The organism is Rhodococcus triatomae (genome assembly GCF_014217785.1).
GTDB classification, from domain to species: Bacteria; Actinomycetota; Actinomycetes; order Mycobacteriales; family Mycobacteriaceae; genus Rhodococcus_F; species Rhodococcus_F triatomae.
The window spans coordinates 1,593,209-1,618,544 of record NZ_CP048814.1 but is presented as its reverse complement, the minus strand read 5'-3'; the positions used below and the strand labels follow the sequence as shown (position 1 = coordinate 1,618,544).

16 protein-coding genes (1 of these 16 only partly in view) are annotated in these 25,336 nt (G+C 69.2%); 2 read left to right on the top strand and 14 right to left on the bottom strand.

The features are described 5' to 3' along the window. From G4H71_RS07540 to G4H71_RS07495, 10 genes are all read right to left on the bottom strand, one after another. Complete coding sequence (locus G4H71_RS07540) at window positions 1–1,398, bottom strand: 8-oxoguanine deaminase (RefSeq protein WP_246442465.1); 1,398 nt, start codon at window positions 1,396–1,398, stop codon at window positions 1–3. Next, complete coding sequence (gene pucL / locus G4H71_RS07535; protein WP_072740159.1) at window positions 1,386–2,324, bottom strand: factor-independent urate hydroxylase; 939 nt, start codon at window positions 2,322–2,324, stop codon at window positions 1,386–1,388. Before pucL ends, G4H71_RS07540 begins: the two co-directional genes overlap by 13 nt. A gap of 7 nt (window positions 2,325–2,331) precedes the next feature. Further along, complete coding sequence (gene uraH, locus G4H71_RS07530) at window positions 2,332–2,661, bottom strand: hydroxyisourate hydrolase (RefSeq protein ID WP_072740135.1); 330 nt, start codon at window positions 2,659–2,661, stop codon at window positions 2,332–2,334. Continuing rightward, window positions 2,658–3,182, bottom strand: a complete 525-nt coding sequence (uraD, locus tag G4H71_RS07525) for a 2-oxo-4-hydroxy-4-carboxy-5-ureidoimidazoline decarboxylase (RefSeq protein WP_072740134.1) — start codon at window positions 3,180–3,182, stop codon at window positions 2,658–2,660. Before uraD ends, uraH begins: the two co-directional genes overlap by 4 nt. Then, the gene (locus G4H71_RS07520) at window positions 3,179–4,549 is read right to left on the bottom strand and encodes an amidohydrolase family protein (RefSeq protein ID WP_139183131.1); all 1,371 of its coding nucleotides are present in this window, start codon (window positions 4,547–4,549) and stop codon (window positions 3,179–3,181) included. The genes uraD and G4H71_RS07520 overlap by 4 nt, the downstream gene beginning before the upstream one ends. Before the next feature lie 142 nt (window positions 4,550–4,691). Continuing rightward, complete coding sequence (locus tag G4H71_RS07515; protein ID WP_072740133.1) at window positions 4,692–5,420, bottom strand: aspartate/glutamate racemase family protein; 729 nt, start codon at window positions 5,418–5,420, stop codon at window positions 4,692–4,694. Between the two features lie 3 nt (window positions 5,421–5,423). Continuing rightward, on the bottom strand, window positions 5,424–6,968 hold the full coding sequence (locus G4H71_RS07510; RefSeq protein WP_072740157.1) for an NCS1 family nucleobase:cation symporter-1: 1,545 nt from the start codon (window positions 6,966–6,968) through the stop codon (window positions 5,424–5,426). A 163-nt stretch (window positions 6,969–7,131) separates the two neighbouring features. After that, a complete protein-coding gene (locus G4H71_RS07505; RefSeq protein WP_072740132.1) occupies window positions 7,132–7,734 on the bottom strand; it encodes a hypothetical protein in 603 nt (200 codons plus the stop codon). Then, window positions 7,731–8,627 carry a helix-turn-helix domain-containing protein gene (locus G4H71_RS07500; RefSeq protein ID WP_169847198.1) on the bottom strand — a complete coding sequence of 299 codons (897 nt, stop codon included), beginning with the start codon at window positions 8,625–8,627 and terminating at the stop codon, window positions 7,731–7,733. The genes G4H71_RS07505 and G4H71_RS07500 overlap by 4 nt, the downstream gene beginning before the upstream one ends. A gap of 33 nt (window positions 8,628–8,660) precedes the next feature. Further along, on the bottom strand, window positions 8,661–9,278 hold the full coding sequence (locus tag G4H71_RS07495; RefSeq protein WP_072740130.1) for an alpha/beta hydrolase family protein: 618 nt from the start codon (window positions 9,276–9,278) through the stop codon (window positions 8,661–8,663). Window positions 9,279–9,620: 342 nt separating this feature from the next. On the opposite strand from G4H71_RS07495, the gene G4H71_RS07490 reads away from it, so the two are divergent. Further along, window positions 9,621–11,090 (top strand): HNH endonuclease signature motif containing protein, encoded by a 1,470-nt coding sequence (locus G4H71_RS07490; RefSeq protein ID WP_074700600.1) that lies wholly within the window; start codon window positions 9,621–9,623, stop codon window positions 11,088–11,090. A gap of 47 nt (window positions 11,091–11,137) precedes the next feature. Here the strand turns inward: G4H71_RS07490 and G4H71_RS07485 are convergent, their stop codons facing one another. From G4H71_RS07485 to G4H71_RS07470, 4 genes are all read right to left on the bottom strand, one after another. After that, a complete protein-coding gene (locus tag G4H71_RS07485) occupies window positions 11,138–11,848 on the bottom strand; it encodes a GntR family transcriptional regulator (RefSeq protein ID WP_072736293.1) in 711 nt (236 codons plus the stop codon). Window positions 11,849–11,872: 24 nt separating this feature from the next. Continuing rightward, window positions 11,873–12,790, bottom strand: coding sequence for an allantoinase PuuE (gene puuE / locus G4H71_RS07480; protein WP_072736383.1), 918 nt, complete (start codon window positions 12,788–12,790; stop codon window positions 11,873–11,875). 32 nt (window positions 12,791–12,822) lie between these two features. Next, window positions 12,823–13,791 carry an allantoicase gene (gene alc / locus G4H71_RS07475; protein WP_072736292.1) on the bottom strand — a complete coding sequence of 323 codons (969 nt, stop codon included), beginning with the start codon at window positions 13,789–13,791 and terminating at the stop codon, window positions 12,823–12,825. Window positions 13,792–13,874: 83 nt separating this feature from the next. Further along, window positions 13,875–15,107: a DUF6986 family protein gene (locus G4H71_RS07470; protein ID WP_072736382.1), complete on the bottom strand. Its 1,233-nt coding sequence runs from the start codon at window positions 15,105–15,107 to the stop codon at window positions 13,875–13,877. 861 nt (window positions 15,108–15,968) lie between these two features. Between G4H71_RS07470 and G4H71_RS07465 the strand changes: the two genes are divergently transcribed. Further along, window positions 15,969–25,336, top strand: partial view of a non-ribosomal peptide synthetase gene (locus tag G4H71_RS07465; protein ID WP_072736291.1) — the 5' portion only. 17,293 nt of this gene lie beyond the right edge of the window; the window shows 9,368 of its 26,661 coding nt (coding positions 1–9,368); it begins with the start codon at window positions 15,969–15,971; the stop codon falls past the right edge of the window.

Sequence of the window (25,336 nt, the reverse complement as noted above, 5' to 3'; positions counted from 1 at the left end):
TCACCCGGCCTTCCGGAGCAGTTCACGGTGCGCCCGGGCCACGTCCAGGGCCACCTGCTCCTCGTCCACCATGACCACCCGGTCGTCCTCGACGACGACGTCGCCGTTCACCCACAGACCGCGCAGGGGTGGAGTCGCTCCGAGGACGAGCGCCGCCACCGGATCGGTGATTCCGGCGTGTGCCGGTGTGTCCAGCCGCCACAGCGCCAGATCGGCGAGTTTTCCCGGCTCGATCGACCCGAGCTCCCGCTCCCGGCCGAGGACGCGTGCGCCGCCGAATGTTGCGAGCTCGAGTGCGGTACGCACCGTCATCTCCTGCGGGCCCCCGCGGGCGCGGGCGAACAGCAATGCATGCCGGGCTTCCTCGAGCATGCTGGCGGCCTCGTTGCTGGCGGCTCCGTCCACGCCCAGGCCGAGTGGTACTCCGGCGGTGTGCAGATCCTTCGCGCGTGCGATGCCGGCACCCAGTCGGGCATTCGAGGTGGGGCAGTGCGCCGCTCCGGTGCCGGTCGTCGTCATCACGGCGACAGCCGGGTCGTCGAGATGCACCGCGTGTGCGAACCAGACGTCCTCTCCGACCCAGCCGAGCTGCTGCATGTACTCGACCGGGGTCGCATCGAAATGCTCTCGGCAGTAGTCGAGTTCGTCGACGGTCTCCGCGAGGTGGGTGTGCAGCCGCACACCCGCGGTGCGGGCCAGGTCGGCGGACTCACGCAGCAGATCCGCGGTGACGGAGAACGGTGAGCAAGGTGCCACCGCGATCCGCAGCATCGAATCCGGGGTCGGGTCGTGCCAGCGTTCGATCGCCTGCTGGGTTCCCTTCAGGATGTCGTCGAGATCCTCGACGATCGAGTCGGGTGGCAGCCCGCCGTCACTGCGGCCGAGGTCCATCGATCCGCGGCAGGGATGGAATCGGAGTCCGACGGCCGCGGCCGCGTCGATCTCCGCGGCGAACACGTCTCCGGCATCGCGGGGCACCACGTAGTGGTGGTCGGTACTGGTGGTGCATCCGGTGCGGGCGAGCCGGGACAGTCCACCGGTGGCGGCCGTCCGCACCAGGTCGGCGTCGATGCCGGCCCAGACCGGGTAGAGCGTGGTCAGCCACTGGAAGAGCGTCGAGTCGGCGGCGAGACCCCGGGTGATCCACTGGTACAGGTGATGATGGGTGTTCACGAGGCCGGGTGTGAGCAGGCAACCGCGGCCGTCCACGACGCGGGCGCCGTCGACCGCCGGCGGGTCCCCGGCACCCACCTCGGTGATCCGGTTGTCTCGGAACACCACGTATCCCCGCGGGTGTTCGGTGCGGTCCGGATCGACCGTCGCCACGTAGGCACCGGTGATCACGGTGGGACGGTCCACCGCGATCATCGGGGGACGGCTGTCCATCAGGACAGCCATCCGGCGTACGGACGCCAGGCGGGTCCGGCGTCCGGGGCGTCGGACCGTTCCACGGTGGCCTGGATCAATCCGTAGGGGCGGTCGTCCGCGTGGAACACCTCTCCGCGGTTCTCCACTCCGAAGCGACCCAGGTCGTAGTCGAAATGGTGCTTGTTGGGGGCGGAGAGCCGTACCTCCGCGATGTCCGGATATCGCTCGAGGATTGCCTTACCCATCTGGAAGAGGGTCTGCTGCAGGGCCAGCGAATGCAGGTTCGCGAACACCCCGACGGCCGTCTCCCGGACGCCGCGGTAGACGTCGTTCCAGTCGACGGAGCCGGCTTCGCCCGCCCCCGCGGTGTGCCGCCACTGCATCACCAGCGAGGTCGCCATCATCCGGTCGTCGGTGGGAGGCAGCGTCGTGTAGCCGTCGGACAGGAAGCCGGAGAACTCGCTGCCGGTCGACTTGAGGATCACCAGATCCTTCAATCCGCTGACGACCCATGCCCCGGTGTCGTCGACGGTCACTGCCGCGGTGCGGGTTTCCTGCCCCTGCCTGATCCAGGTGTGGTCGTGCTCGGTGCCGTCGACGACGACGCGTTGCCACGCGTACTCCTCGACCTCGACCCGTGCGCTCGTCACCGGGCCGATGTCGTCGACGAAGTGGCGTGCCAGCGCGAGGGCGTAGTCCTCGATGGAGTCGACGCCCTTCTCCTTCGCGTACGAGTACGCCGTGTTCTTCTGGGTGTCGGTGGGCAGCACCGCACCCTGGTCGCCGGTCAGGTAGGCATCGGCGAATTCGCCCCGTAGGCAGGTGGTCACGTTCATGTCGCGGATCTCGTGCCGGGGCGTGTCCCGCGTGATACGGACGACTCGATTCTCCGCCTTCCCGTACTGGTTGGCACCGAGAACGATCTCTCCGGTCAGTTCCGAGCGGCCGGTCACCATGGTCATGTCAGCTCCCGCGATAGGTCGAGTAGGCGAAGGGGGACAGGAGGAGTGGGACGTGGTGTCCCCGCTCCGGGTCGTCGATCCGGAAGGTGACGACGACCTCGGGATGGAAGTGCTCGACGCCTCGATCGGTGAAGTAGGCGCCGGTGTCGAACACCAGGCGATGGACACCGGCGACGAGGCCGGCCGGCGCGAGTTCGGCGATCCGCCCGTCGGCGTCGGTCTCGGCGCGCGCGAGTACCTCGCCGTCGCGGGACTCGAGGCGTACGGCGACCGCGGCCGCCGGGGCGCCCGAGGTGGCGTCGAGTACGTGTGTGCTCAGGGTCGTGCTCATGTCTGCTTCCGGTCGGGGTCGGGGAGGAACTCGTCGTCGGTGGCCATCCGGGTCAGTCGTAGTCGGGTGATCTTCACGAGTTCGTCTCGGAGGATGAGCCTTTCGGTTGCGGCGTCGTGGCCGAGACGGGTGCGGAGTACGGCGAGCAGTTCCTCCGCGGTGCGCCCGCTGGCGCACACGAGATAGACGTGCCCGAAGGTGCGCTCGTACTGCTCGTTCGCCTCCCGGAGGTCGGCGAGGACGGCACGGTCCGCATCCGTCACCGCCGACTGCTCGCGTGCGGAGGCGGCGTTGTCCGGGCGGTCACCGATCCGGGGGTGACCTGCGAGTGCGGCGTCGATCTCGGAGTCCGGCAGGTTCGTCAGCACGGTGTCCGCGTACTCGAGCAGGGCGCCGAGATCGGCGTAGGGACGTGCGGCGGCGATCCGTGCGGCCCACTGCGGGGACGCGCAGCAGGCCAGCAGGGTCGCGACGGCCTCGTCCTCGGTGAGATCGTCGAAACGGGTGGTCGCCGCCGTCATCCGTGCACTCCCGCGAGCACTCCGGGGGCGAGGTCCGAGAGCCGGGAAACCAACGCGGTCTCGTCGATCCGGGTGCTGCGCCCGTCCCGGATCACCGGCTCGCCCGCCACGAGGACGGTGTCGACGATCTGTCGGCTGCCGGTGGTCAGCAGGGACGCACCCGGGTCGCGTACGGGCAGGCAGCCGAAGTCCCGCTCGAACCGGATCAGGGTGAGGTCTGCCGGATCGCCGACCGCGACCCCGCCCGGTCGGGGCGCCATTCCGAGCGTCGTGTTCGCGCCGTCCGTCGCGAGCGACATCATGGTGTCGAAGCCGAACAGATCGGCCTTCCGGTGCAGGGCCCGTTGGACGTACGAGCCGATACGCAGTGTCTCGAGCATGTCCTGGGTGTCGTTGCTGGCTGCCCCGTCCACCCCGAGTCCGACGTCGATGCCCGCCTCCAGCATCTCGGGGATCGGTGCGACGCCGCTGCCGAGTCGCATGTTGCTCATCGGGTTGTAGGAGACCGCCACACCGCGCCGGGCCAGGAGTTCCCGGCCGTGGGCGTCGAGTTCGCAGCAGTGCACGGCGAGCACCCGGTCCCAGAGGAACCCGTGGGCGTCGAGATGGTCGACGGCGCCCCGGCCGGCATGCTCTCGGCACATCGTGTCGTCCGTGGTGGTCTCGAGCAGGTGGATGGACACCGTCATCGCCCGGTGCTGCGCGAACTCGCGTACGGCCGTCATGCCCTCGGGGGTCAGGCACCGGGGATTCGGCACCGCCAGGCCCACCTGCACCCGGGTGCCACGCGCCGCGGTCGCGAGTCGTTCGGTGTGTTCGAGGATCTCGCCGAGAGGTTGCAGCAGCCGCGGGTCCATTCCCCACTTGCGGGAGGCGTCCGGCCGATCCGCGACACCCCGCCCCAACAGTGCCCGCACCCCGGTGTCGTCGAGGGCCCGCAGGACGGCGGCGTGTACCTCCTCGGACGGATGCGGCCACATGTGCTCCACGAGCGCCGTGGTCCCGCTGCGCAGGGCATCGAGGCTGCCGGCGACGGCGGCGAGATAGGCGCGCTCGGGAGTGATCGCTGCGGTCTCCTCGCCCACGGTGAGGAGCCAGTTCAGCAGTGGCTGTCCCTCGCCGATGCCACGCATCACGGACTGTTGCAGGTGGGTGTGGGTGTTGACGAAGCCGGGGATCAGGTGGCCGCCGGAACCGTCGAGGTCGCCGTCTCGGGGCTCCAGGTCTGCGGGCGCGATCTCGACGATCGTGCCGTCGGCGACGAGCACGTCGCGGTGCGGCACCCACTGGCCGGCCGCGTAGACGGTGACGTCACGGACCCGCCGGACGGGGCCGGGCCGGGTGATGGGGAAAGTGTCCATCCGCATGTCTCCTGGTTCTCGAGGCAGGTGCGGCTGGTTCGCGTCCGCCGAACGCGGTCCGCCGGTTGCTCGTTTCAGCCATGGGCAACGTGACCTCGAATGTAGGAAGCCCGTGTTTCCGGTTCGTTTCGGCGTCGCTAACGGGGCATCACCGCCCGAATCGGTCGAGGAATCCCGTGTACTGCTTGGTCGGGGGAGACGCGAACTCGCCGCGCGACCCCGTCGAGAGTCCCTGCGTGATCAACGACTGCACGGTGAGGGTCGCGGCCGCGACACCGTCCACGACGGGGACACCGAGTTCGCGGGACACGCGGGAACACAGGTCCGCCATACCGGCGCACCCGAGTACCAGGGCGTCCGATCCGTCGTGCTCGAGCGCGTCCCGGCACGCCTCGGTGATCACCTTGGCCGCGTCGGGATCGCGGTCGAGGTCGAGGACGGGGATGTCGCAGGCGTGGACTCCCCGGCAGAACCTGTGCATTCCGTACCGCTCGGCGAGCTCCCAGGCTCGTCCGCGGGTCCGCGCGAGTGTGGTGACCACGCTGAAACCCCGGCCCAGAAGGCTCGCCGTGTGCATCGCGGCCTCGGCGATTCCCACGACGGGGCCGGCGGCGACCTCCCGCGCGGCATCGAGCCCCGGGTCACCGAAACAGGCGATGACGTATCCGTCCGCTCCGGCGGATTCGCCGCGGGCGACCGCTTCGAGGATCCCGGGAACGCTCAGAGCCTCGTCGTAGTGGCTCTCGATCGACGGTGGTCCCGCGGACGAGGTGACCGCCTCGACGAGCGTGCCCGGGCCGGCGACGGCCCGGGCGCACTCGCCGATGGTGGTGGTCATCGACGCGGTGGTGTTGGGATTGACGACCAGGATGCGCACGATTCAGCCCTGTACCCCGGTCCGTACCGGGGCGTTCGCCGCCGTTCGCATCGACAGCGCGGTGAACACCACCAGGCCGACTCCCATCCCGATGAACCAGGAGAATTGTGCGGCCCCGGCCATGCCCCACACCGCGATCCCGAACGGCTCGGCCTGCAGGAGCACCGGGATCACGGCGGTCAGTGCGCCCACCGCGGTGGCGAGCACCGCAATAGGGTTGAATCCGTGGCGGAACCAGTAGGTTCCCGACTCCGACATCGTGTACAGGTCGTCGACGACGATCTTCTGGCGGCGGATCAGGTAGTAGTCCGCGATGAGGACACCGAACAGGGGGCCGATGAACGCGCCCAGCGTCTCGAGTGTGTAGTGAATGACCTCGGGGTTGTTGTAGAGGTTCCACGGGGTGATGAGCACGGAGCCGACCGCCGCGATCATGCCGCCCGTCCGCCAGCTGATGCGCTGCGGCGAGACGTTCGAGAAGTCGAAGGCGGGGGAGACGAAGTTGGCGACGATGTTGATGCCGATCGTCGCGACGATGAACGTGAGCAGGCCGAGCGCCACCGCGAAGATGCTGTCCATCTGGGCGACGGTCTCGACCGGGTCGGTGATCAGCTGCCCGTACACCGGCAGCGTCGCCGAGGCGGTCACGACGGTGAGGACGGAGAAGAACAGGAAATTGACCGGCAGCCCGAGGAAGTTGCCCCGCTTCACCGCGTCGAAACTCTTTCCGTACCGGGAGAAGTCGCCGAAATTGAGCATCGGTCCGGAGAAGTAGGACACGACGAGGGCGATGGCCCCGAGGACGACGGGGACCGCCGAGAGCCCCGTGTAGCTGACGTCGCTCAGATTGAGGCTGACGTTCGACCAACCGGCCCGGCTGATCAGGTAGCCGGCGAGAAGGAGCATCACGACGTAGACGGCGGGGCCGCAGAAGTCGATGAACTTGCGAATGCTCTCCATGCCACGCCAGAACACCAGTGCCTGCAGCACCCACATGGCCAGGAAGCCGGCCCAGCCCAGCGCCGAGAGCCCGAGGAAGCCGTGGATCTCGACGTCCGCCCAATCGGCCAGCCCCGGCCACAGTTTGAGGCCGAGGACGACGAATGCGTGGGATGCGAGGTAGGTCTGGATTCCGTACCAGGCGACGGCGATGAGCCCGCGGATGACGGCCGGGATGTTCGCACCCCGCACGCCGAAGGCGCTGCGGCAGATGACCGGATACGGTGCGCCCGTGAGCTGGCTGGGCTTGGCCACGAGATTCGCGAAGACGTTGACGATCGCGATACCGACGACCAGTGCGACGAGTACCTGCCAGCTGGTCAGCCCGAGCGCGAACAGGCTTCCGGCCGTGACGTATCCGCCCACGCTGTGCACGTCGGACATCCAGAACGCGAAGATGTTGTAGGAGGTCCAGGTCTGCTTCTTCAACGGCGCGAGATCGTCGTTGGTCAGGCGGGGGTCGTAGCCGGGCTTGATCATTCCAGCACCGGCCGGATGATCCACCGAGGGAGGGGCCGGGCTATCGGGCGGCGGCGCGGCCACGGGCATGGTGCGGGTCATCGGTGTGCTCCTTCTTCTCCGCCGGGCGCGATACTTGGCCGGGTCGGGAGCAAACCTAGAATCGTGGTGTTTCGGTGCGATTGTGCGCGATTACCTGGTGGTGACGGCGAGAATATATCTTCGCCACCTGCGCGGATGCGTTGCTGCGGAGTCAGGGACGCAGGGCCTCGACCAGATCTGCCGGGTCGTCCACGTACAGGCTGATCCGGGTCGCGCGGCCCGCTCGGCGCCAACTGGGCACGATCGACTCGAGTCGGGTGTCGACCGGTTCGCCGAGAGTGAGGTCGAGGTTGGTTCCGTCCTGGTTCGGCAGGTACAGGTGCTCGTCCCCGAGCGTCGGTGCGGTGGGCGAGAACCGGGAGACCGTGCGGATGCCGGTGATCGCGGCGCGGGGAATCGTCGCCACGACGTGGCCGGAGCGGCGCAGGATCAGGCTACCGGTGTGTGCGTCGACGTAGTGCGGATGAACCCGCTCGACCGCGAGGAGGCAGAACAGTTGCAGCAGCGACCACACCGAGAGGACGGCCACGGCGACCTGGACCCACAGCCAGGGGATCAACAGATGGAGCACCGCGATCTCGACGGCGGTGGCGGCCGCGAAAGCGAGCGGCAGCGCGAGAGTCCCCGACGCCGCGTGGACCATCGTCTCGCCGGAGGCAGTGCGGTCCGTCCGTCCACGGGCCCACAGCAGCAGGGAACGATAGCCACCGACCCGGCGGTGGGTATCGCCCGAGGTCGACGGCGAGGCCCTCACGATCGGGCTCCGGACGCGGCGCCACCGTGTCCGGCGAGGGCCTCGGCGATCCGGGTGATCGCCGTGCGTTGCGCGAGATCGGGGACGATCTCGTCGAGTCCCACCCCGATTCCCGGAAAGTCGTCGAATGTGTGGGGGATATCAGGTGGTTCGAGGGCTCCAGGTGATTCAGGGATTTCGGGGCAGTCCCGGCTCCGGCCGAACTCCGGCCCGACCCGTCGCACGATGTCGGTGACCAGATCATCGATGAGTGGTTCGGCGCGGTCGAGGGGCAGACCCTCCAGGGCGGCCCAGGATCGTATGACGGCGAGGTAGTCGGAGCGGTGGCCGGGGAGGGCGAGCATGGCGGTGAACCAGTCGAGCAGTTCGGTCGGTGCCTCGCCGCACAGGGCCAGGACTTCGAGGAGCTCTCGCTCCCTGGCGAGGACCGCCCGCTCGGCAGGGTCCGTGGCCTCCGCGTCCACGCGTGCGAAGGCGTCGACGAGGCTCTCGGGGAGCGCGGACAAGGCTCGCCCGGTCTCGGCCGCGGCGAGCATGGAGCGGAGCCGGTCGCGTCGGCGGGTCCAGATGACGATCTCGCGTTCGCTGTTGGCGACCAGCGCGGTGAGGTCGGCTCGGACGTCGGTGGCGTCGTGATCACGGGTCCCGGCGGGGACTGCGGGATCGGGGTCGTCGGGTGCGTGTCTCCCGGAGAGCATCGCCGAGATCGATCCGAGGGGGACACCGTTGTCGGCGAGCCACCGGATGCGCAGGAGCCGTGCCAGGTCGGCCAGGCTGTAGTCGCGGTAGCCGTTGGCTCGTCGCGCCGGCTCGGGGAGCAGGCCCAGCCGGTGATAGTGGCGGATGGCGCGGGGTGTCGTGCCGGCCGCCCGTGCTGCTCGTCCGATCATCATGTCCCCAGTCTCGACCATGACGCTGCGTCAAGGTCAAGGTCGAGAGCTGGGTAGAGGTCGAGCGTGAGCGGCGCCGAACTCGCCGACCTCGGCCGTGAACTCGTCGGCGAAGCTGCCTCCGCCGTGCCCGGCGTCGTCGAGGACGACCAGTCGACTGGTCGGCCAGGAGCGTGCGAGATCCCAGGCGATGTCGAGGGGGCTCGACACGTCGTACCGACTGTGCAGCAGGGTCGCGGGAACACCGTCCAGGCGGTCGATGTGTGCGAGCAGTGGGCGGTCGGCGAGGAAGCAGTCGTTGCTCCAGTAGTGGGACACCAGACGGGAGAAGACATTTCGGAAGTCCGGGTCCTCGTACCGGGGATTCGGTACCCAGCCCGGCAGGAGGGAGACATGGGTGTCCTCGCAGGTGCACCAGCTGCGTGCCGCCTCCGCACGGACGGTCGGATCGGGATCGACGAACAGCCGCGCATAGGCCGCGGCGGGTGGGAGATCGCGATGGCGCTCGGGAATCCCGGCGGCGAAGTCGTCCCACTCGCGAGGAAACACCCGCCGCATGGATTCAGTGATCCAGGCGATTTCCGCAGCGGTGCCCGTGGTGACCGCACCGAGAACCATCGCCGACACCCGGTCCGGGGTCTGCTTCTCCCGCAACCTCTCTGGTGGAACAGGATCGCCGGAAGACGTCGGGATCGAAGAATCGGCGGGCGCCCGTCGTGCAGCCGGAGCCCGTTCCGCCGTGCAGGATCAGCACCGGCACGCCGTCCGGATCGCCCACGGTCTCCCAGTGCAGACTCTGTCTGTCCGTCACGTCGAGGGAGTCGTGGTCGTGCGGTTCGACGAGAGGATGCAGCATCGTCACAGCGTGCCATGAGCGAGTCCGTGGCGGGAGTCGACGGACTGGATGGTGAGGCTCCTGCCCGGGCGCTCGACCGCATCGCGAACGTGTTCGAATCAGCCCTTGTTTCGAACATTCTTTCGAGGTAATGTTCGTGTATGGGGTATCAGGGGGATCGTTTCCGGGAACGGACCAGTCGTGAGTTGTTGTGTGACGCTGTCGCGTTGAGCGCGAAGATCGCGGCGTTCGAGGCGCAGCGGGTCGCGGTGGTGGCCGAGGTGGAACGCCGGTGTACGCGGGTAGATCACGGCTACGCCTCGACGAAGGGGTGGTTGTCGTCGGTGACGGTGGTGTCGCCGGGTGCGGCGGGGCGGATCGTGGAACTCGGTGCCGGGTTGGCCGAGCATCCCGCGGTAGCGGAAGCGTTCGATGAAGGTCGGATCGCGTTCGAGCACGCGTTGCTGATCGTCCGGTTCTGCACGAAGCCCCCGAAAGGGATGCCCGCGGAGGCGTTGCCGGGGTGTGTCGCAGCACTGCTGGCGGCGGCGGACGGGCCGTTGGCGCGTACCGACGGGGTGCGGACGGCGATCGCGAAGTTGGAGGCGATCTTCGAATCCGACGACCAGCCCACGTCGGAGGACACCGACCGTAACGAGCTGTACGTGTCGAAGACGTTGAATGGTCGGGTCGCGATTCGTGGTGACGTGGACGCGGTGACCGGGGAGATGCTGCTGACCGCCCTGTCGAAGTACTCGGCCCCACAGCCCGCATCTGAGGGAACGCCGGATGCTCGTGCGCCGCGGCAGCGCCGCGCGGACGGGCTCACCCAGTTGTTGTCGATGCTCCTCGCGTTCGGCGAGCTGGGGGTCGAGGGCGGGGAGCGTCCGCACCTGTCGGTACACGTACATGCACGCGATCTGGGCCAGGACCGGCGGGAAGAATATGCCCGCCGGCATGCCGGCGCGGGTGCCACGGCGAACACGCGACCACCACAGGACCCCCACCACCCGGACAGCGCGAACGGCTCGGACAGCACGGACAGCTCGGATGACACTGACGACACTGACGACCTGACTGATCTCGCGGATCGGCGGGGTATTGCGTGGTCGCCGTGGATGGGGCCACTGACCATCAACACCGCACGCTTGTTGGGGTGCGATGCGAACGTCACCGCGATCATCCTCGACGAGCACGGTGCCCCGCTGAGTGTGGGACGCACCCACCGCACCGTCACCCGGGCCCAACGCAAGGCCCTCGCTGCCCGCGACGGTGGCTGCGCCTTCCCCGGCTGCGGAGCAACCGCCGCCTGGTGCGAGGGCCACCACATCACGCATTGGGCGGACGGCGGACCCACCGACCTCGACAAGCTCGTGTTGCTCTGCGGCACCCACCACCGACTACTCCACACCACCGACTGGGAAGTGACGATCGGCAAGACCAGGCACCCGGTGTTCACCCCACCGACGAGCGTCGACCCGGCACGAGAACCGGTGCCCTCCCGGCAGCGCGTCGGAACTTGCACACGAACTCGGGTCGCTGATCGGCATCCCCCTCGACGGAGCACGGTCCGGAGATCGAATGTGAGTGGGGAGAAGGACTCCGCCGACGACGCGGCTCCTGTCCATTGACAGGTGATTCACCGGCGGTGGAAGTGACTACGAGGACCGCCGTTCGGTCATCCGCCCGTCCACCGGAACATGCCCGTATCGGTGGGAAGTGCAGCGATGACGTGGTCGAGCTGCGCGTTGTGACGCTCCGTGACGACGCGCAACCGATCTCCGTCGCGTGCCAGAAATGCGTCGAGCATCGCCCGATGATCCCGGTGTAGCTGAAGGCGCTCCGGGGTGGCGACCTTCGACATCGACTGCACCGGTTCGGTGACATTCCATGCCGAATCGAACATGCCCAACAATCGATGCATCCGGCACGGGGTCGCCAACGCGAAGTGGAAGTTCCGGCTCTCGCGGTGGTAGGCGATCGGGTCGTCCTCGGTGACCGAACGATCCAACGCGCGGTACGCGTCGATCGCGAGAGCGTCGTCCGCCTCGGTCGCCTGGGCGACAGCCACCGCATGTGCCGCGGATTCGAGGACCCCGCGCACGAGGTACAGCTCCTCGAGCTCGGCGATCGTCAACTGCGCGACCGTGTATCCACCGCCTGTGCGGTGATCCACGAGATCCTCGCCGATCAACGTCTTCAACGCTTCTCGCACCGGTATGCGGCTGACGCCGAAGTGATCGGCGACCTCGTCCACCGGAATCGAACTACCCGGTGGGGCGTCGCCACTGAGGATCACACGGCGGAGCTCCCCGAGAATCACGGTCTGTGAAGCGCCGAGATCACGGGTACTCAGATGCCGGACCAGCGGCGAAGGGCGACGCGGCATGTCGCGATCCTGGCACGCCGAGGGTCAGGGCGCCACTCGCGGCGGGTGCACCTGCCGCCAGTGACGGGCGATGTCGATCCGCTGCGCCACCCAGACCTTCTCGTGCGCCTGCACATGGTCGAGGAAGCGTTCGAGTGCTGCAGTGCGTGCCGGCCGCCCCACCAGGCGGCAGTGCAGACCGACGGAGAGCATCTTCGGTGCACCCGCGACGCCCTCCGCGTAGAGAACGTCGAACGCGTCGCGGAGATGGGCGAAGAACTGTTCACCCGTCGGGAAGCCACCCGGAGACGCGAACCGCATGTCGTTCGTGTCCAGGGTGTAGGGCACCACCAGATGGTCCACGATCTCGGAACCGGACTCGGTGGCCCGGGGAACCCGCACCCAGTACGGCAGATCGTCGGCGTAGGAATCCGAGTCGTACTCGAATCCGCCGTGCTCGACCACCAGGGACCGGGTGTTCGGCGAGTCACGGCCGGTGTACCAGCCGAGCGGGGCCGCCCCGGTCAGTGCGGTGAGCAACTCCACCGCCTCGGCCATGTCCCGCCGCTCCGTGGCAGGATCGGTGAGCTGGTAGGAGGTCCATCGCAATCCGTGGCAGGCGATCTCGTGCCCGAGCTCCTCGAAAGCGGCGACGGCCTCGGGATTTCGCTGCATTGCCTGCGCCACCGCGAATATGGTCAGGGGGAGACCGCGCCGTTCGAAGACGCGGAGCACACGCCACAACCCGGCGCGGGAACCGTACTCGTACAACGATTCCATGCTCATGTGGCGGTTCGGGAAAGCCTGCGCGCCGATCATCTCCGACAGGAACGTCTCGGATGCAGGATCTCCGTCGAGGACGTTGTTCTCCGCGCCCTCTTCGTAGTTCAGGACGAACTGGACGGCGATCTTCGCGTCGTCGGGCCACCGGGGATCCGGGGCGTGCCTGCCATACCCGACCATGTCGCGTGCATGGCCGTTCGCCGCGGGGTCATTCACGGTTGCGCCTCGTCGAGCGCGCCCCACAGCCGGAAGCGTGCCATCCCGCCGTCCGGGTAGATGTCGAGACGCGCCTCCGAAGCCGGCGGAGCGTCCTCGACCACGAAACGATGCCGGGTGTCCGGTTGCAGAGCGGTGCGGGGAAGTAGATCGATCCACTCGCCGTCCCCGTCGCGGACACGCACCCGGGCCGAGCCGGGCGCGTTGCCGAGAAAGTACGAGGTGTCGAGTTCGACGAGCGACACGCGCCCGCGTCCTGCGAGCGCGACCTCTACCCAGTCGTTGCCGTCGTCACGGCGGCGGGACGTCTCCCAGCCGTCGCCCATCACCCGGGCCAGGCCCGGGAGCAACATGTTCTGTGGAGACCCGTAGAACATGTTGGAGCATCCCGTGACCCGGCCGCCGTTCTCGATCGCCGCCAGGTCGACCGGCCCCGCCGCCAGGATCCTGGGGTCGGGCTTCGCCGCCCCGTGCACGCGCAGTCGCGCGACGCCCCCGTCCGGGTACATCGTCAGCTTGACGTGGGTCCAACGTTCGGGCGAGTCCACGGTGAAGGGGTTCTCACAGTCGCCCCCGACCGGTGAGCGCGGAATCAGCGTGGTCCACCGTGCATCGGCGGCCAACTCGTCGGCGGACGGGTAGCCCTCCACCGCGGTGGCTTCGACCGAGATCTCCGGGGGGTAGTTGCCCGTGAACCATGCGGTGTCCACCACGACGCCGTGGACGACACCGGGAGCGCCCAGCCGCACGATCGCCTCGTCGACGCCGGACACCCGCCGCCTCCGGGTCTCCCATCCGTCGTAGATCTGTCCCTTGTGCCCGAAGGTGGACGGCTGGTACTCGGGACGGGTCGGGCGGATGAGGTTTTCGCGTTCTGCGAACAGTTCGTCGTTCGCCCACACCACGGCTCCACCGAGCGTGCGGACCGCGAGGTCGGGATAGGTACGGAAGTCGTGCGCGGTCACGGGGTGGGCATTCCTCCAGGTGGGCGGCGTGGTCGGCTCGAGCTTAGGCGACCTCACGGTTTTCGGCGCGCCGAGCGCACGGGTCAGGGGAGCGGCGAGCCCGGCGAGACGGTGCGCGCGACGAGGGCGCGCAGTGTCTCGATCGTGCACCCGCCACCGAGTCCGAGGACGGTGTCCTCCTCGAAGGCCCCGGCCGCCAGTCCACGCAGGACGACGGTGGCGAGCGCCTGGGCGGTGGCGGGTTCGTCGACGACGTCGCCGCCCACTCGGTCCAGATACGCCTGTAGCCGCTCGGCCGCGGGCTCGAGTGCGCTCCGGTAGAAGGCGAACGTCGCCGCGTAACGGGTCACGAGGTGCCCGGCGTGCATGTCCCAGCCCTGGTAGTAGCCCCGTTCGAGCGATCGGGTGACCAGCCCGAAGTGGCGGCGCAGCGCCGCGTCCACGTGCGCATCCGATCCGGTCGGAACCACCTGGGTGGATCCGTCGCAGACCCAGACGCCCGTCTGGGCGGCGGCCGCGAGCATGACCGCCTTGGCATGGTCGGCGACCGGATGATCCAGCGACTGGTACCGGGAGGCGATACCGCACGCCGCGCTGTAGTCGTAGGTTCCGTAGTGCAGACCGGTGCAGCGTCCCTCCGCCGAGTGCAGTGCACGGGCCACCGTGGCGGTTCCGTCGGCGTCGATCACCGCTTGCGGGCTCTCGATCTGCAGTTCGAACCGCAGCGAGCCGGGCGTGAGCTCGTGGGCCCGCTCGAGTTCCTCGCAGATCGCGACCACGGCGACGACCTGTTCGGCGGCCCGCAGCTTGGGCACCGTGAAGACGAAGCCCGCCGGGACGCCACCCGCGGCGTCGAGGACCAGTTCCAGTGTCCGGATGGCACGCCTGCGCTCGTGCGGTGCGAGTCCCTTCGGACGGATACCGACCACATCCGGTCCGGACGGGTCGCCGGCGAGCGCCGCGAGTGCCCGTCCCGCGGCAACGGCATGTGCGTCCTCGACGGAGTCGTCCCGCCAGCCGTATCCGTCCTCGAAGTCCACCCGGAGGTCCTGGATCGGCCGGGTGCTCAGGGCCGCGCGCACATCCTCGACGACCCGCTCGCCGACGAGGTCGTGCAGCGTGCCGACGTGCCGGTCGAGAATATCGAGCGCGTGCGCTCCCCAAGCGATGGGAGTGTGGGTCGACGCATCGGCGGCGGAGACGTACACGGTGTGCAGCGGCTGCCCCTCCGGGTCGTCGCCGGGGTACCGCCGGTCGAGGTCTCGGTCGACAGGGGCGAGCAGGGAGTCGATGCGGTCGAGAGGAATCACCGGCAGATCTTCCCAGAGATCGAGAACCGATGACGGGTGAGCGCGGTGCACGTGCCCGCCCGTGGTCGCACGAGTCTGCGGTCGCCCTGCCCGACGGAGCTCGGGTGATGGGGGTCGGCGCTTCGAGCCGAAGGTGTGCCGATCGATTGCCTGACATCCGCGCGGCGGGCCGTCGTGGCCGCGCTCGGGGCCGACGGTAGGCGGCCTGTCGAGGCCGTGTCCCGTGAATGTCCTGGATTCACTGGGGGATAACACGCGTCCTGTTGACGTTTGCCGTGCAGTTGCCCCGCCTGATTCGGGGAGAAGTGAGGCGTGGGCTGGCCAGGGAGGGGATTGCGGACGTATGGTCGGAACGCCGGTATCCTGTCCGGTTTCGCCGAATGTGCCGGTGAAAGTGCCAGGGAAGGCGACCCTTTCATGGGCTCGTCGGCGTCGTCGCACAGTCTGTGGCAGGTCGGTGATGACAATCATGGTTTGAACCGGTGGATTCGGGGTAACGAATTCGCCTGTTCGACGATGTCGACGACACCGCTCCGGACCACTCGTGGAACTGCGAAATCGGCGATGACCTCGGGCGACGGGTGGAATTCAGCTTGATCCTCACACCCGAGCCCGAGGGTTTCCGCGTATTCAACTCGCCGGTAACCACTTTCGAGCCCTCGGATTGATCATCCGTCCAGTTCGCCATTGAATTGAGACGAGGGACGCGAATTTGATAGACACGAATGGTTATGTCCAGCAACGCGTTGAGTGACCGACTTCGAGGAGGGCGTGTGATGCACGGGTCCGGCATCTCGAAGATGTGTGAAATTTCTGGTGAAGTAAGGGTTTCCGTGGCCGAGGATTCGGCAGCCGGAGCGGTGACCTGTGTCGGTTGACGCCCGACAGAGTGAACCTCGGACGCCGCGCGACGCTGCTGGAGACCCCTCCGGGAACCCGTTCCCCTTGTCGACGGCGCAGCGCGGGATGTGGTTTGCCCAGCAGCTCGCCGGCGACACGCCCCTGACCATCGCGCAGTTCGTCGAGGTCGACGGGTACGTGGACGTCGCGACACTGTCGCGAGCCAGCAGCGCGGCCGGACGCGAGTTCGGGTCGGCGTTCCTCCGGCTGGTCAAGGTGGACGGCGAACCCTGGCAGTACGTCGACCGATCCCTGGACATCGGCGTCGATCACCACGACTTCCGGTCCGCGGACGACCCCGAGGCCGCCGCTCGCGAGTGGATGAGGAACGAGTACGCCTCGCCGGTGGATCTGTTCCGCGACCGGCTCGTGTATTCGGCGGCGCTGCAACTCGGGGACCGGAGATGGTTCTGGTACTGCCGGATCCACCACATCGCGATCGACGGCTACGGCGCGATGGCGCTGATGAACCGCATCGCCGAGCGCTACACCGCGGCGATCGAAGGCCGCGAGCCGACTCCGTCGAAAGCCCGGGACCTCGTCGAGGTCTACGAGGACGACGTCGCCTACCGGGACAGTGACCGCTTCCGCAAGGACCGCGAGTACTGGCTCGAACGGACCGCCGATCTGCCCGGTCCGCTGAGCCTGGCCGGCCGTGGTGACCAGGTCGAGTCGCATGCGACGGTGGCCAGCGCCGCGCTGCCCCCGCGGACCGCGCGGCGGTTGGACGATTCGGTGGAACAGGGCATTTCGGGCGCGGCGCCGAGTGTGATCGCCGCCTTCGCCGCCTTCCTGTCGCTGATGACCGCGGAGGACGACGTGGTCCTGAGCGTGCCGGTGTCGGCGCGTACCACGGCGAAGCTCCGGCAGTCCGGTGGCATGACGTCGAACATCGTCCCGCTCCGGCTTCGGGTGGACCGCGAGACCACCGTCGGAGGTCTCCTCGCGGCCGTACAGCTCGAGCTGACCGGTGCGCTGCGCCGGCAGCGGTACCGGCACGAGGACATGCGGCGGGACATGGGTTCCTCGGGGGAACAGCGCGGGTTCTTCGGTCCCTCGGTGAACATCATGATGTTCCACAGCGAGATCCGTCTCGGTGAGGCGCAGGGGCGGCTCAACATCCTCACCACCGGACCGGTCGAGGACCTGTCGGTCAACCTGTACCCCTCGGTGGCGGGTGACACGTTGCACGTCGATTTCGAGGGCAACCCGCACCTATACTCGCAGGAGGTGCTCGCTGGTCACCACGAGCGGTTCTTCCGGCTGTTCGACCGATTCCTCCACGCAGACCCGGAACATCCGGTGTGGGATCTCGACGTCCTCACCGAGGACGAGCGAGACACGCTGGCGCCCGCTCGTGGCCCGGCCGACCTCGGCTTCGTCCCACTCGCCGATCTGTTGACCGAGGCCGCGGCGCGCGACCCGGAGCGACCCGCTCTGCGGAGTGGCGGCCGCTCGCTGAGCTACCGTGACCTGGATCGTGCGTCGAACCGGCTCGCGCGTCGGCTGATCGCACAGGGCGCCGCACCGGGCACCTTCGTGGCAGTGGCCGTTCCGCGATCCTTCGAATCCGTCTGTGCCATCTGGGCGGTCGCCAAGACCGGCGCCGCGTTCCTGCCGATCGACCCGCAGCTGCCCTCCGCGCGGATCGGGCACATGCTGGCCGATTCGCGACCGGTGCTCGGTCTCACCGTTCCCGGCCACGCCGACGACATGGCTGCGATCGACACCGCCGGCGTCGACCTGCCCTGGGCGAACGTCGATGTCGATGCGCTGATCGCGGGGGCGAGCTCGGGCGACACGGACGCCGGTCCGATCGACGCGGACGCCGGTCCGATCGACACGGACGCCGGTCCGATCACCGACGCCGAACGGGCCCGCGCGGTCCTGGCGGACGATGCCGCCTACGCCATCTACACCTCCGGCACCACCGGACTGCCGAAGGGCGTGGTCGTCGCCCAGCGCGGCCTGGCCGACTACTTCGCCGCCCAGCCCGAGGTGGCCGAGGTGGACGGCGACGCCCGCACGTTGCACTTCTCCTCGCCGAGCTTCGACGCCTCGGTGCTCGACTACGCGCTGGCCTTCGGGGCCGGGGCGACCATGGTGATCGTTCCTCCGTCGGTGTACGGAGGTGACGAGCTGACCGCGCTGATGCGGGACGAGTCCGTGACGCACGCGTTCATCACCCCCGCGGCGCTGTCGTCGGTGGACGACGAGCAGTTGCCGGAGCTGCGGACCGTACTCGTCGGAGGTGAGGCCAGCTCGGCGGAACTGGTGTCGCGGTGGGCCACCGGCCGCCGCATGGTCAACGCCTACGGGCCCACCGAGACCACCGTCGTCGCCGTGCACGCCGCACCGCTGCGCCCGCACGAGCCGGTGCCGATCGGGACACCGATCCGCGGCGCGCACGTCGTCGTCCTCGACGCGCGGCTGCGTCCGGTGCCGGTGGGGGTCAGCGGGGAGCTGTACATCGGCGGCGCCGGGGTGGCTCGCGGGTACCGCAATCGTCCGGCTCTGACGGCGCACCGTTTCGTCGCCGACCCGTACGGCGAGCCGGGAGCCCGGCTGTACCGGTCCGGCGACGTCGTCCGGTGGACCGAGGCCGGTGTCCTCGAGTATCTCGGGCGCAGCGACTTCCAGGTCAAGATCCGCGGCTTCCGCATCGAACTCGGCGAGATCGACGCTGTCCTCGGCGCACACGAGGGCGTCGACTTCGTCGCCACGCTCGGACACACCGATCCGGCGAGCGGCCTGGAGAATCTCGTCGCCTACGTCCTGCCGCACGCCGGTGTCACGCTCGATCCCGCCGAGCTCGCGCAGTTCGCGGCGGAGTCGTTGCCGCGCTACATGGTTCCCGCGGCGGTGACGATCCTCGACACGGTTCCGCTCACCTCCTCCGGAAAGCTGGACCGGGCAGCGTTGCCGGATCCGGTGTTCCTGGCGCGTAGTCACGAGTACCGGCCCCCGGTCACCGCGACCGAGCACCTCGTCGCCGAGGTCTATGCGGAGGTGCTCGGTGCCGAGCGGATCGGCCTGGACGACGGGTTCTTCGACCTCGGCGGAAACTCTCTGGTCGCCACCCGGGTCGTCTCCCGGTTGAACTCCGCGCTCGGAGCGGATGTGGGCGTGCGGGCGCTCTTCGAGGCACCGACGGTGCAGGCGCTGGCCGCCCGATTCGACTCGGCCTCCGCGGTCGACCCGCGGCCGATGTTGCGTGCTCGGCCGCGCCCTTCGGTGATCCCGCTGTCCCCGGCCCAGCAGCGGATCTGGTTCCTCAGCCGGCTCGATCCGGACTCGCCGGCGTACAATCTGCCGTTCGCTGTCCGGATGCGCGGAGCAGTCGACGTCGTCGCTCTGGAACAGGCGCTCGCCGACGTCCTCGACCGGCACGAGTCCCTGCGGACGGTGTTCCCGGATAGCCCGGAGGGCCCCCGCCAGGACGTCCGGGCGGTCGCCGAGGCCGCACCGCGACTGCGCCCGGTTTCGGTCGACGAGGCCGAACTCGGGCGCCTGCTTCTCGATTCCGCCGCACGGGGTTTCGACGTCACCAGGGAACTGCCGGTGCGCGCGCAACTGTGGCGGCTGACCGACGACGAGTACGTGCTCGGGATGGTGGTGCACCACATCGCTGCCGACGGATGGTCGCTCGGCCCACTCGGCCGCGACGTCATGGTGGCCTATGCGGCGCGTACCCGGGGCGAGCAACCCGCGTGGTCCCCGCTCCCGGTGCAGTACGCGGACTACGCGCTGTGGCAGCGTGCGGTGCTCGGCGACGAGTCCGATCCGGGCAGTGTGGCGGCCGGGCAGATCGAGTTCTGGACCCGCGTCCTGGCCGATGCCCCGCCGGAACTCGAGTTGCCGCTGGACCGCCCACGTCCCGCCGAACAGAGCTACCGGGGTGATCGGGTCGAGTTCACGATTCCGGGGCACGTGCATGCCGAGCTCGAGGAGCTGGCCCGGCGTCGGCAGTCGAGCCTGTTCATGGTGCTGCACAGTGCGCTCGCCGTGCTGTTGCGCAGGATCGGCGCGGGGGAGGACGTCCTCGTCGGAACGCCGGTGGCCGGTCGCGGCGAGAAGGGTCTCGACGAGCTGATCGGGATGTTCGTCAACACGGTGGTCCTGCGGACCCACATCGACACCGCGGCGTCGTTCGCCGAGGTGCTCGATGGCGTCCGGGATGCGGACCTGCTGGCGCTCGGCCACGCCGAGGTGCCGTTCGAACGGCTCGTCGAGGTACTGGACCCGCCCCGCGCCGCGGGACGTCACCCGCTGTTCCAGGTCATGCTCAGCGTGGAGAACCTCGGCACCGGCGAGTTCTCGCTGGCGGACCTCGACGTGGCGACCGAGGAGATCGATGCGGGCCTGGCCAAGTTCGATCTCCAGCTGACGATCTCGGACCCGGGTGCCGCCGGCACCTCCTCCGAGGTGCCTGCCGTGTTCTCCTACGCGACGGACCTGTTCGACCGCACCACCGTCGAACGACTCGTCGACTCGCTGCAGCGCATCCTCGCGGCCGTCGCCGACGCGCCGGACCGCGCGGTCGGGGACATCGACATCCTGGATCCGGCCGACGCGGCCGCACTGACCCCGGTGTCCGGCCCCGCGGCAACCGGTCCGGCACAGACGCTGCCGCAGATCCTCGCCGAGGCTGCCGCGGGCGACCCCGCCGCGCCGGCGGTGCGGTACGAGGGGCACTCGCTCTCGTACGGCGAGCTCGAGCAGCGGGCACGGCGCATCGCGACGGTGCTGTCGGCCCATGGTGCGGGCCCGGACACCTTTGTCGCCGTCGGGATTCCGCGTTCGCTCGATTCGGTGGTGGCGATGTGGGCCGTCGCCTTCTCCGGCGCGGCATTCCTGCCCGTCGACCCGAACTATCCCGCCGAGCGGATCGCCACGATGGTCGCCGATTCCGGTGCTGTCGTCGGTGTCACCACCGCCGAACAGCGCGGGTCGCTGCCGGACACACTCGAGTGGCTGGACCTCCATGCGATCGCGGCTGCCGCCCCCGGCGCCCCCGGCGCCCCCGGCGCCGATGACAGCGATGCCGACAGCGATGCCGACGGCGACGGCCTCACGCTCGACCATGCCGCATACCTGCTCTACACGTCGGGCTCGACCGGTGTCCCGAAGGGCGTCGTGGTCACCCATCGTGGGCTGGCGGGTTTCGCCGACGAGCAGCGGGACAGGTACGGCGTCACCAAGGCTTCACGTCCGCTGCATCTGTCGTCGCCCAGCTTCGACGCGGCCGTTCTGGATCTGCTGCTCGCCGCCCGGGCGGGCGCCGAGCTGATCGTGGCTCCGGCGTCGATGTACGCCGACGAGCCGCTGCGCGAGTTGATGATCCGGGAGCGGGTCACCCACACATTCATCACGCCCTCGGTCCTCGGCACGATGGATCCGGAGGGCCTCACCGAGCTGGAGGCCGTGTCGGCCGGTGGTGAGGCGGTGTCCTCGGAGACCGTGCGGCGCTGGGCGCCGGGTCGCCGGTTGTACAACGGTTACGGGCCGACCGAGACGACGATCATGAGCAACATCAGCGCGCCGCTCGAACCGGGCGCGCGGATCACCGTCGGCGGTCCGATCCGTGGCATGTCCGCGATGGTCCTGGACCAGCGGCTCCGGCCGGTCCCGATCGGTGTCCCGGGCGAGCTCTACCTGGCGGGACCGGGGCTGGCGCGGGGATACCACCGCAGGCACGGCCTGACCGCCGAGCGATTCGTCGCGCATCCGCACGGGCGTCCCGGCGAGCGCATGTACCGCACCGGCGACATCGTCCGGTGGACTGCGGAATTCACCGTCGAATACGTCGGCCGGGCCGACTCGCAGGTCAAGTTGCGTGGACAGCGGATCGAACTCGGCGAGATCGAGTCCGCGCTGTCGCGGCATCCGGACGTGTCCTCGGCGGTGGTGCGCGTGTACCGGGCCGACGACGGGGACGAGCGGGGCGGGCAGGAGAGCCTCGTCGGCTATGTCGTGCCGGATCGACTCTCGGAATACTCGGCGAACGCTCCGGCCGGGTCCGCGATCGACCCGGGCGAGCCCGCAATCGACATCGAGTCGGTGCTCGCCCACGTGGCGCGCTCGGTTCCGCGGCACATGGTTCCCTTGACGCTGATTCCGCTCGACCGGTTGCCGCTCACCGTCAACGGCAAGCTGGACACCCGCGCGTTGCCGGCCCCGGAACCCGTGGCCGAACGCGAGTTCGTGGCACCACGCACGGCGACCGAGCGGGCGGTCGCAGCCGTGTTCGCGGAGGTGCTGGACCGCGAGGTCGGTGCGTTCGACGATTTCTTCGATCTCGGCGGCAACTCGCTGATCGCGACTCGGGTGATCGCCCGCGTCGGCGAGGCACTCGGGGTGGATCTGAGAGTGCGTGAGCTGTTCGACGCCCCCACGGTCGCGGCGCTGGCCGAGCGGGTCGACGGACTCGCCCGGTCCACGAGCGGGCAGCCCCCGCTGGTCGCCGGTCCGCGGCCGGAGCAGATTCCACTGGCGCCCGCGCAGCAGCGGATGTGGTTCGTCAACCAGTACGACACGTCGTCGCCCGCATACAACATCGCCTTCGGGATCAGGCTGACCGGCGATCTCGACGCCGCCGCCCTGCGGTTGGCGGTGACCGACGTCCTGGACCGGCACGAGTCGCTGCGGACGGTCTACCCGAGCGTATCGGGCACCCCCACCCAGGTGGTGCTGCCCACCGTGCACGTCGCGCAGCCGTTGACCCCCGTGGTCGTCGGCGACACCGACGATCTGACGGCGCGACTGGGCACCCTCGCGAGTACCGGATTCGACGTGGCCTCCGAGGTGCCTGTGCGGGCGGCGCTGTACCGGCTTCCGGCAGCGCCCGGCCGGGATGCCGAACACGTACTGGCGCTGGTGATCCACCACATCGCCGGTGACGGCGCATCGATGGCGGTGCTCGCGCGCGACCTGATGACCTCCTATGCCGCGCGGTCCACCGGTGCGGCGCCGCAGTGGACTCCGCTGGCCGTGCAGTACGCCGATTACGCACTGTGGCAACGAGATCGGCTGGGGAACGAGGACGATCCGGAGACCGAGCTCGGTCGGCAACTGGAATTCTGGAAGAGGACCCTGGCCGACGCCCCGGACCAGATCGAGTTGCCCACCGATCTGCCCCGCCCGCAGCAGCAGTCGCTGCGCGGTGGATTCGTACCCGTGCAGCTCGACGCCGCGACGCACGGCGCACTCGCCGGGATCGCTGCCGGGAGCGACGCGACGGTCTTCATGGCGGTGCATGCGGCCCTCGCGGTGCTCCTCGGCCGGCTCGGCGCGACCGACGACGTGGTGATCGGCACTCCGACGGCCGGTCGCGGCGCCGCCGCGCTCGACGACCTGGTCGGCATGTTCGTCGGCACCCTCGCGCTGCGGACCCGCGTCGAGCCGGACACGACGTTCCGGGATCTGCTGACTCGCGTCCGTGAGGGTGACCTCGACGCGTTCGCCCACGCCGACGTTCCTTTCGAGCACCTGGTCGAGGCGCTCGACGTGCCGCGGTCGACGTCGCACAGCCCGGTGTTCCAGGTGATGCTCTCCTTCCAGAACCTCGCACCGGTGCGGCTCGAGCTCCCCTCACTGGTGGTCGAACAGGTCGATGTCGAGCTGGACACGGCGCAGTTCGACCTGACGCTCACCCTGGCCGAACGACACGACGCCGACGGTCACCCCGCGGGGCTCGAAGGCACGCTCAACTACGCGAGTGACCTGTTCACCAGGGACGGGGCGCAGGCCCTCGCGGACCGGTTCATCCGGCTCGTGCACGGGGTGGTCGCGAACCCGAACGTCCTCGTCGGTGAGGTCGATCTCCTCACCGCGGACGAACGCCGCACCCCTCCTGCGGTGCCGGAGCGCGTCGATCTCCCGCCGACCACGGTCCCCGAGCTGTTGCGTCAGCAGGTGGATCGGACCCCGGACGCGGTCGCCCTCGTCTTCGGTGACCAGGCCTTCGGTGACCACGCGTCCGGCGAGCGGCTGACCTATCGGGAGTTCGACCGGCGAGTCAACCGGCTGGCCCGACACCTCGTCGCACACGGCGTGGGCCCGGAGACCGTGGTCGCGATCGCGATGGAGCGCTCGCTCGACATGGTCGTGTCGATGTACGCGACCCTCGCGGCCGGCGGCGGCTACGTGCCGGTCGAGCCGTCCGACCCGCAGGAGCGTCGCGCGTACGTGCTCGACACCGCGGCACCGGTATGTGTGCTCACCACCCGCGAGCACGCGGACCTCTTCGGCGGTGACGGGAACGGTGCCACCGTGAGCAGCAGCGGCGCTGCGGTGATCGCCGTCGACGAACTCGACACCTCCGCACGATCCGACGAGCCCCTCACCGACGACGACCGGCACGCCCCGCTGCGGCCCTCGAACACCGCCTACATCATCTTCACCTCCGGTTCCACCGGCCGTCCCAAGGGCGTGCAGATCCCGCATCGGGGACTCGTCAACCAGATGCGGTGGATGAGCCGGGCCTACGAGATGGGGCCGGACGACGTCGTCCTGCACAAGACACCCTTCACGTTCGACGTGTCGGTGTGGGAGCTCTTCGTGCCGGTGTACGTCGGAGCGCGCATCGTCGTCGCCCGGCCGGGCGGACACCGGGATCCCGCCTACCTCACCGAGGTGATGCACCGCGAGTCCGTCACGCTGACCGGGTTCGTGCCGTCGATGCTCGCCGCGATGCTCGGCGACCCCGACCTGGCGCTGCCCGACACGGTGCGCCACGTGTTCTCCGGTGGAGAGGCCCTCGGGCCGGACGTCGCCGCCCGGTTCCGCGGCGCGAACTCCGCGGTGCTGCACAACATGTACGGCCCCACCGAGGTCACGATCACGTCCACCGGACACCGCTGCGGTGACGACGATCCCGCCGCGAACATCCCGATCGGCGAGCCGGTGTGGAACACCCCGGCGTACGTCCTGGATTCGCGTCTGCAGCCGGTGCCCCCCGGAGTCGCGGGCGAGTTGTACCTGGCCGGTGTCCAACTCGCGCGGGGCTACGTCGCGAAGCCGGATCTCACCGCCGGACGATTCGTCCCCGATCCGTTCGGGGAGGCCGGCGATCGGATGTACCGCACGGGTGACGTCGTCCGCTGGCGGCGCACGCGGACCGGGCGCCATGAGCTCGAGTACCTGGGCCGCAGCGACTTCCAGGTCAAGATCCGCGGCCTGCGAATCGAGATCGGGGAGATCGAGGCCGTGTTGTCCGCGGTGGCGGGCGTGGACCGCGTGGCGGTCCTGGCGCGCTCCGACGGGCCGGCGGCGCCGGGTGGTGGCAAGTATCTCGCCGCCTACGTGGTGCCTCGGCCGGACGCGGCAATCGACGG

What these genes read in the sequence shown, in the direction of transcription:
- puuE (WP_072736383.1), bottom strand. Translation starts at nt 12,790, where the DNA reads ATGGTCGGGTATGGCAGGCACGCCCCGGATCCCCGGTGGCCCGACGAC.
- G4H71_RS07490 (WP_074700600.1), top strand. Translation starts at nt 9,621, where the DNA reads ATGGGGTATCAGGGGGATCGTTTCCGGGAACGGACCAGTCGTGAGTTG.
- G4H71_RS07485 (WP_072736293.1), bottom strand. Translation starts at nt 11,848, where the DNA reads ATGCCGCGTCGCCCTTCGCCGCTGGTCCGGCATCTGAGTACCCGTGAT.
- G4H71_RS07500 (WP_169847198.1), bottom strand. Translation starts at nt 8,627, where the DNA reads ATGATGATCGGACGAGCAGCACGGGCGGCCGGCACGACACCCCGCGCC.
- G4H71_RS07540 (WP_246442465.1), bottom strand. Translation starts at nt 1,398, where the DNA reads ATGGCTGTCCTGATGGACAGCCGTCCCCCGATGATCGCGGTGGACCGT.
- G4H71_RS07510 (WP_072740157.1), bottom strand. Translation starts at nt 6,968, where the DNA reads ATGCCCGTGGCCGCGCCGCCGCCCGATAGCCCGGCCCCTCCCTCGGTG.
- uraD (WP_072740134.1), bottom strand. Translation starts at nt 3,182, where the DNA reads ATGACGGCGGCGACCACCCGTTTCGACGATCTCACCGAGGACGAGGCC.
- pucL (WP_072740159.1), bottom strand. Translation starts at nt 2,324, where the DNA reads ATGGTGACCGGCCGCTCGGAACTGACCGGAGAGATCGTTCTCGGTGCC.
- G4H71_RS07520 (WP_139183131.1), bottom strand. Translation starts at nt 4,549, where the DNA reads ATGCGGATGGACACTTTCCCCATCACCCGGCCCGGCCCCGTCCGGCGG.
- uraH (WP_072740135.1), bottom strand. Translation starts at nt 2,661, where the DNA reads ATGAGCACGACCCTGAGCACACACGTACTCGACGCCACCTCGGGCGCC.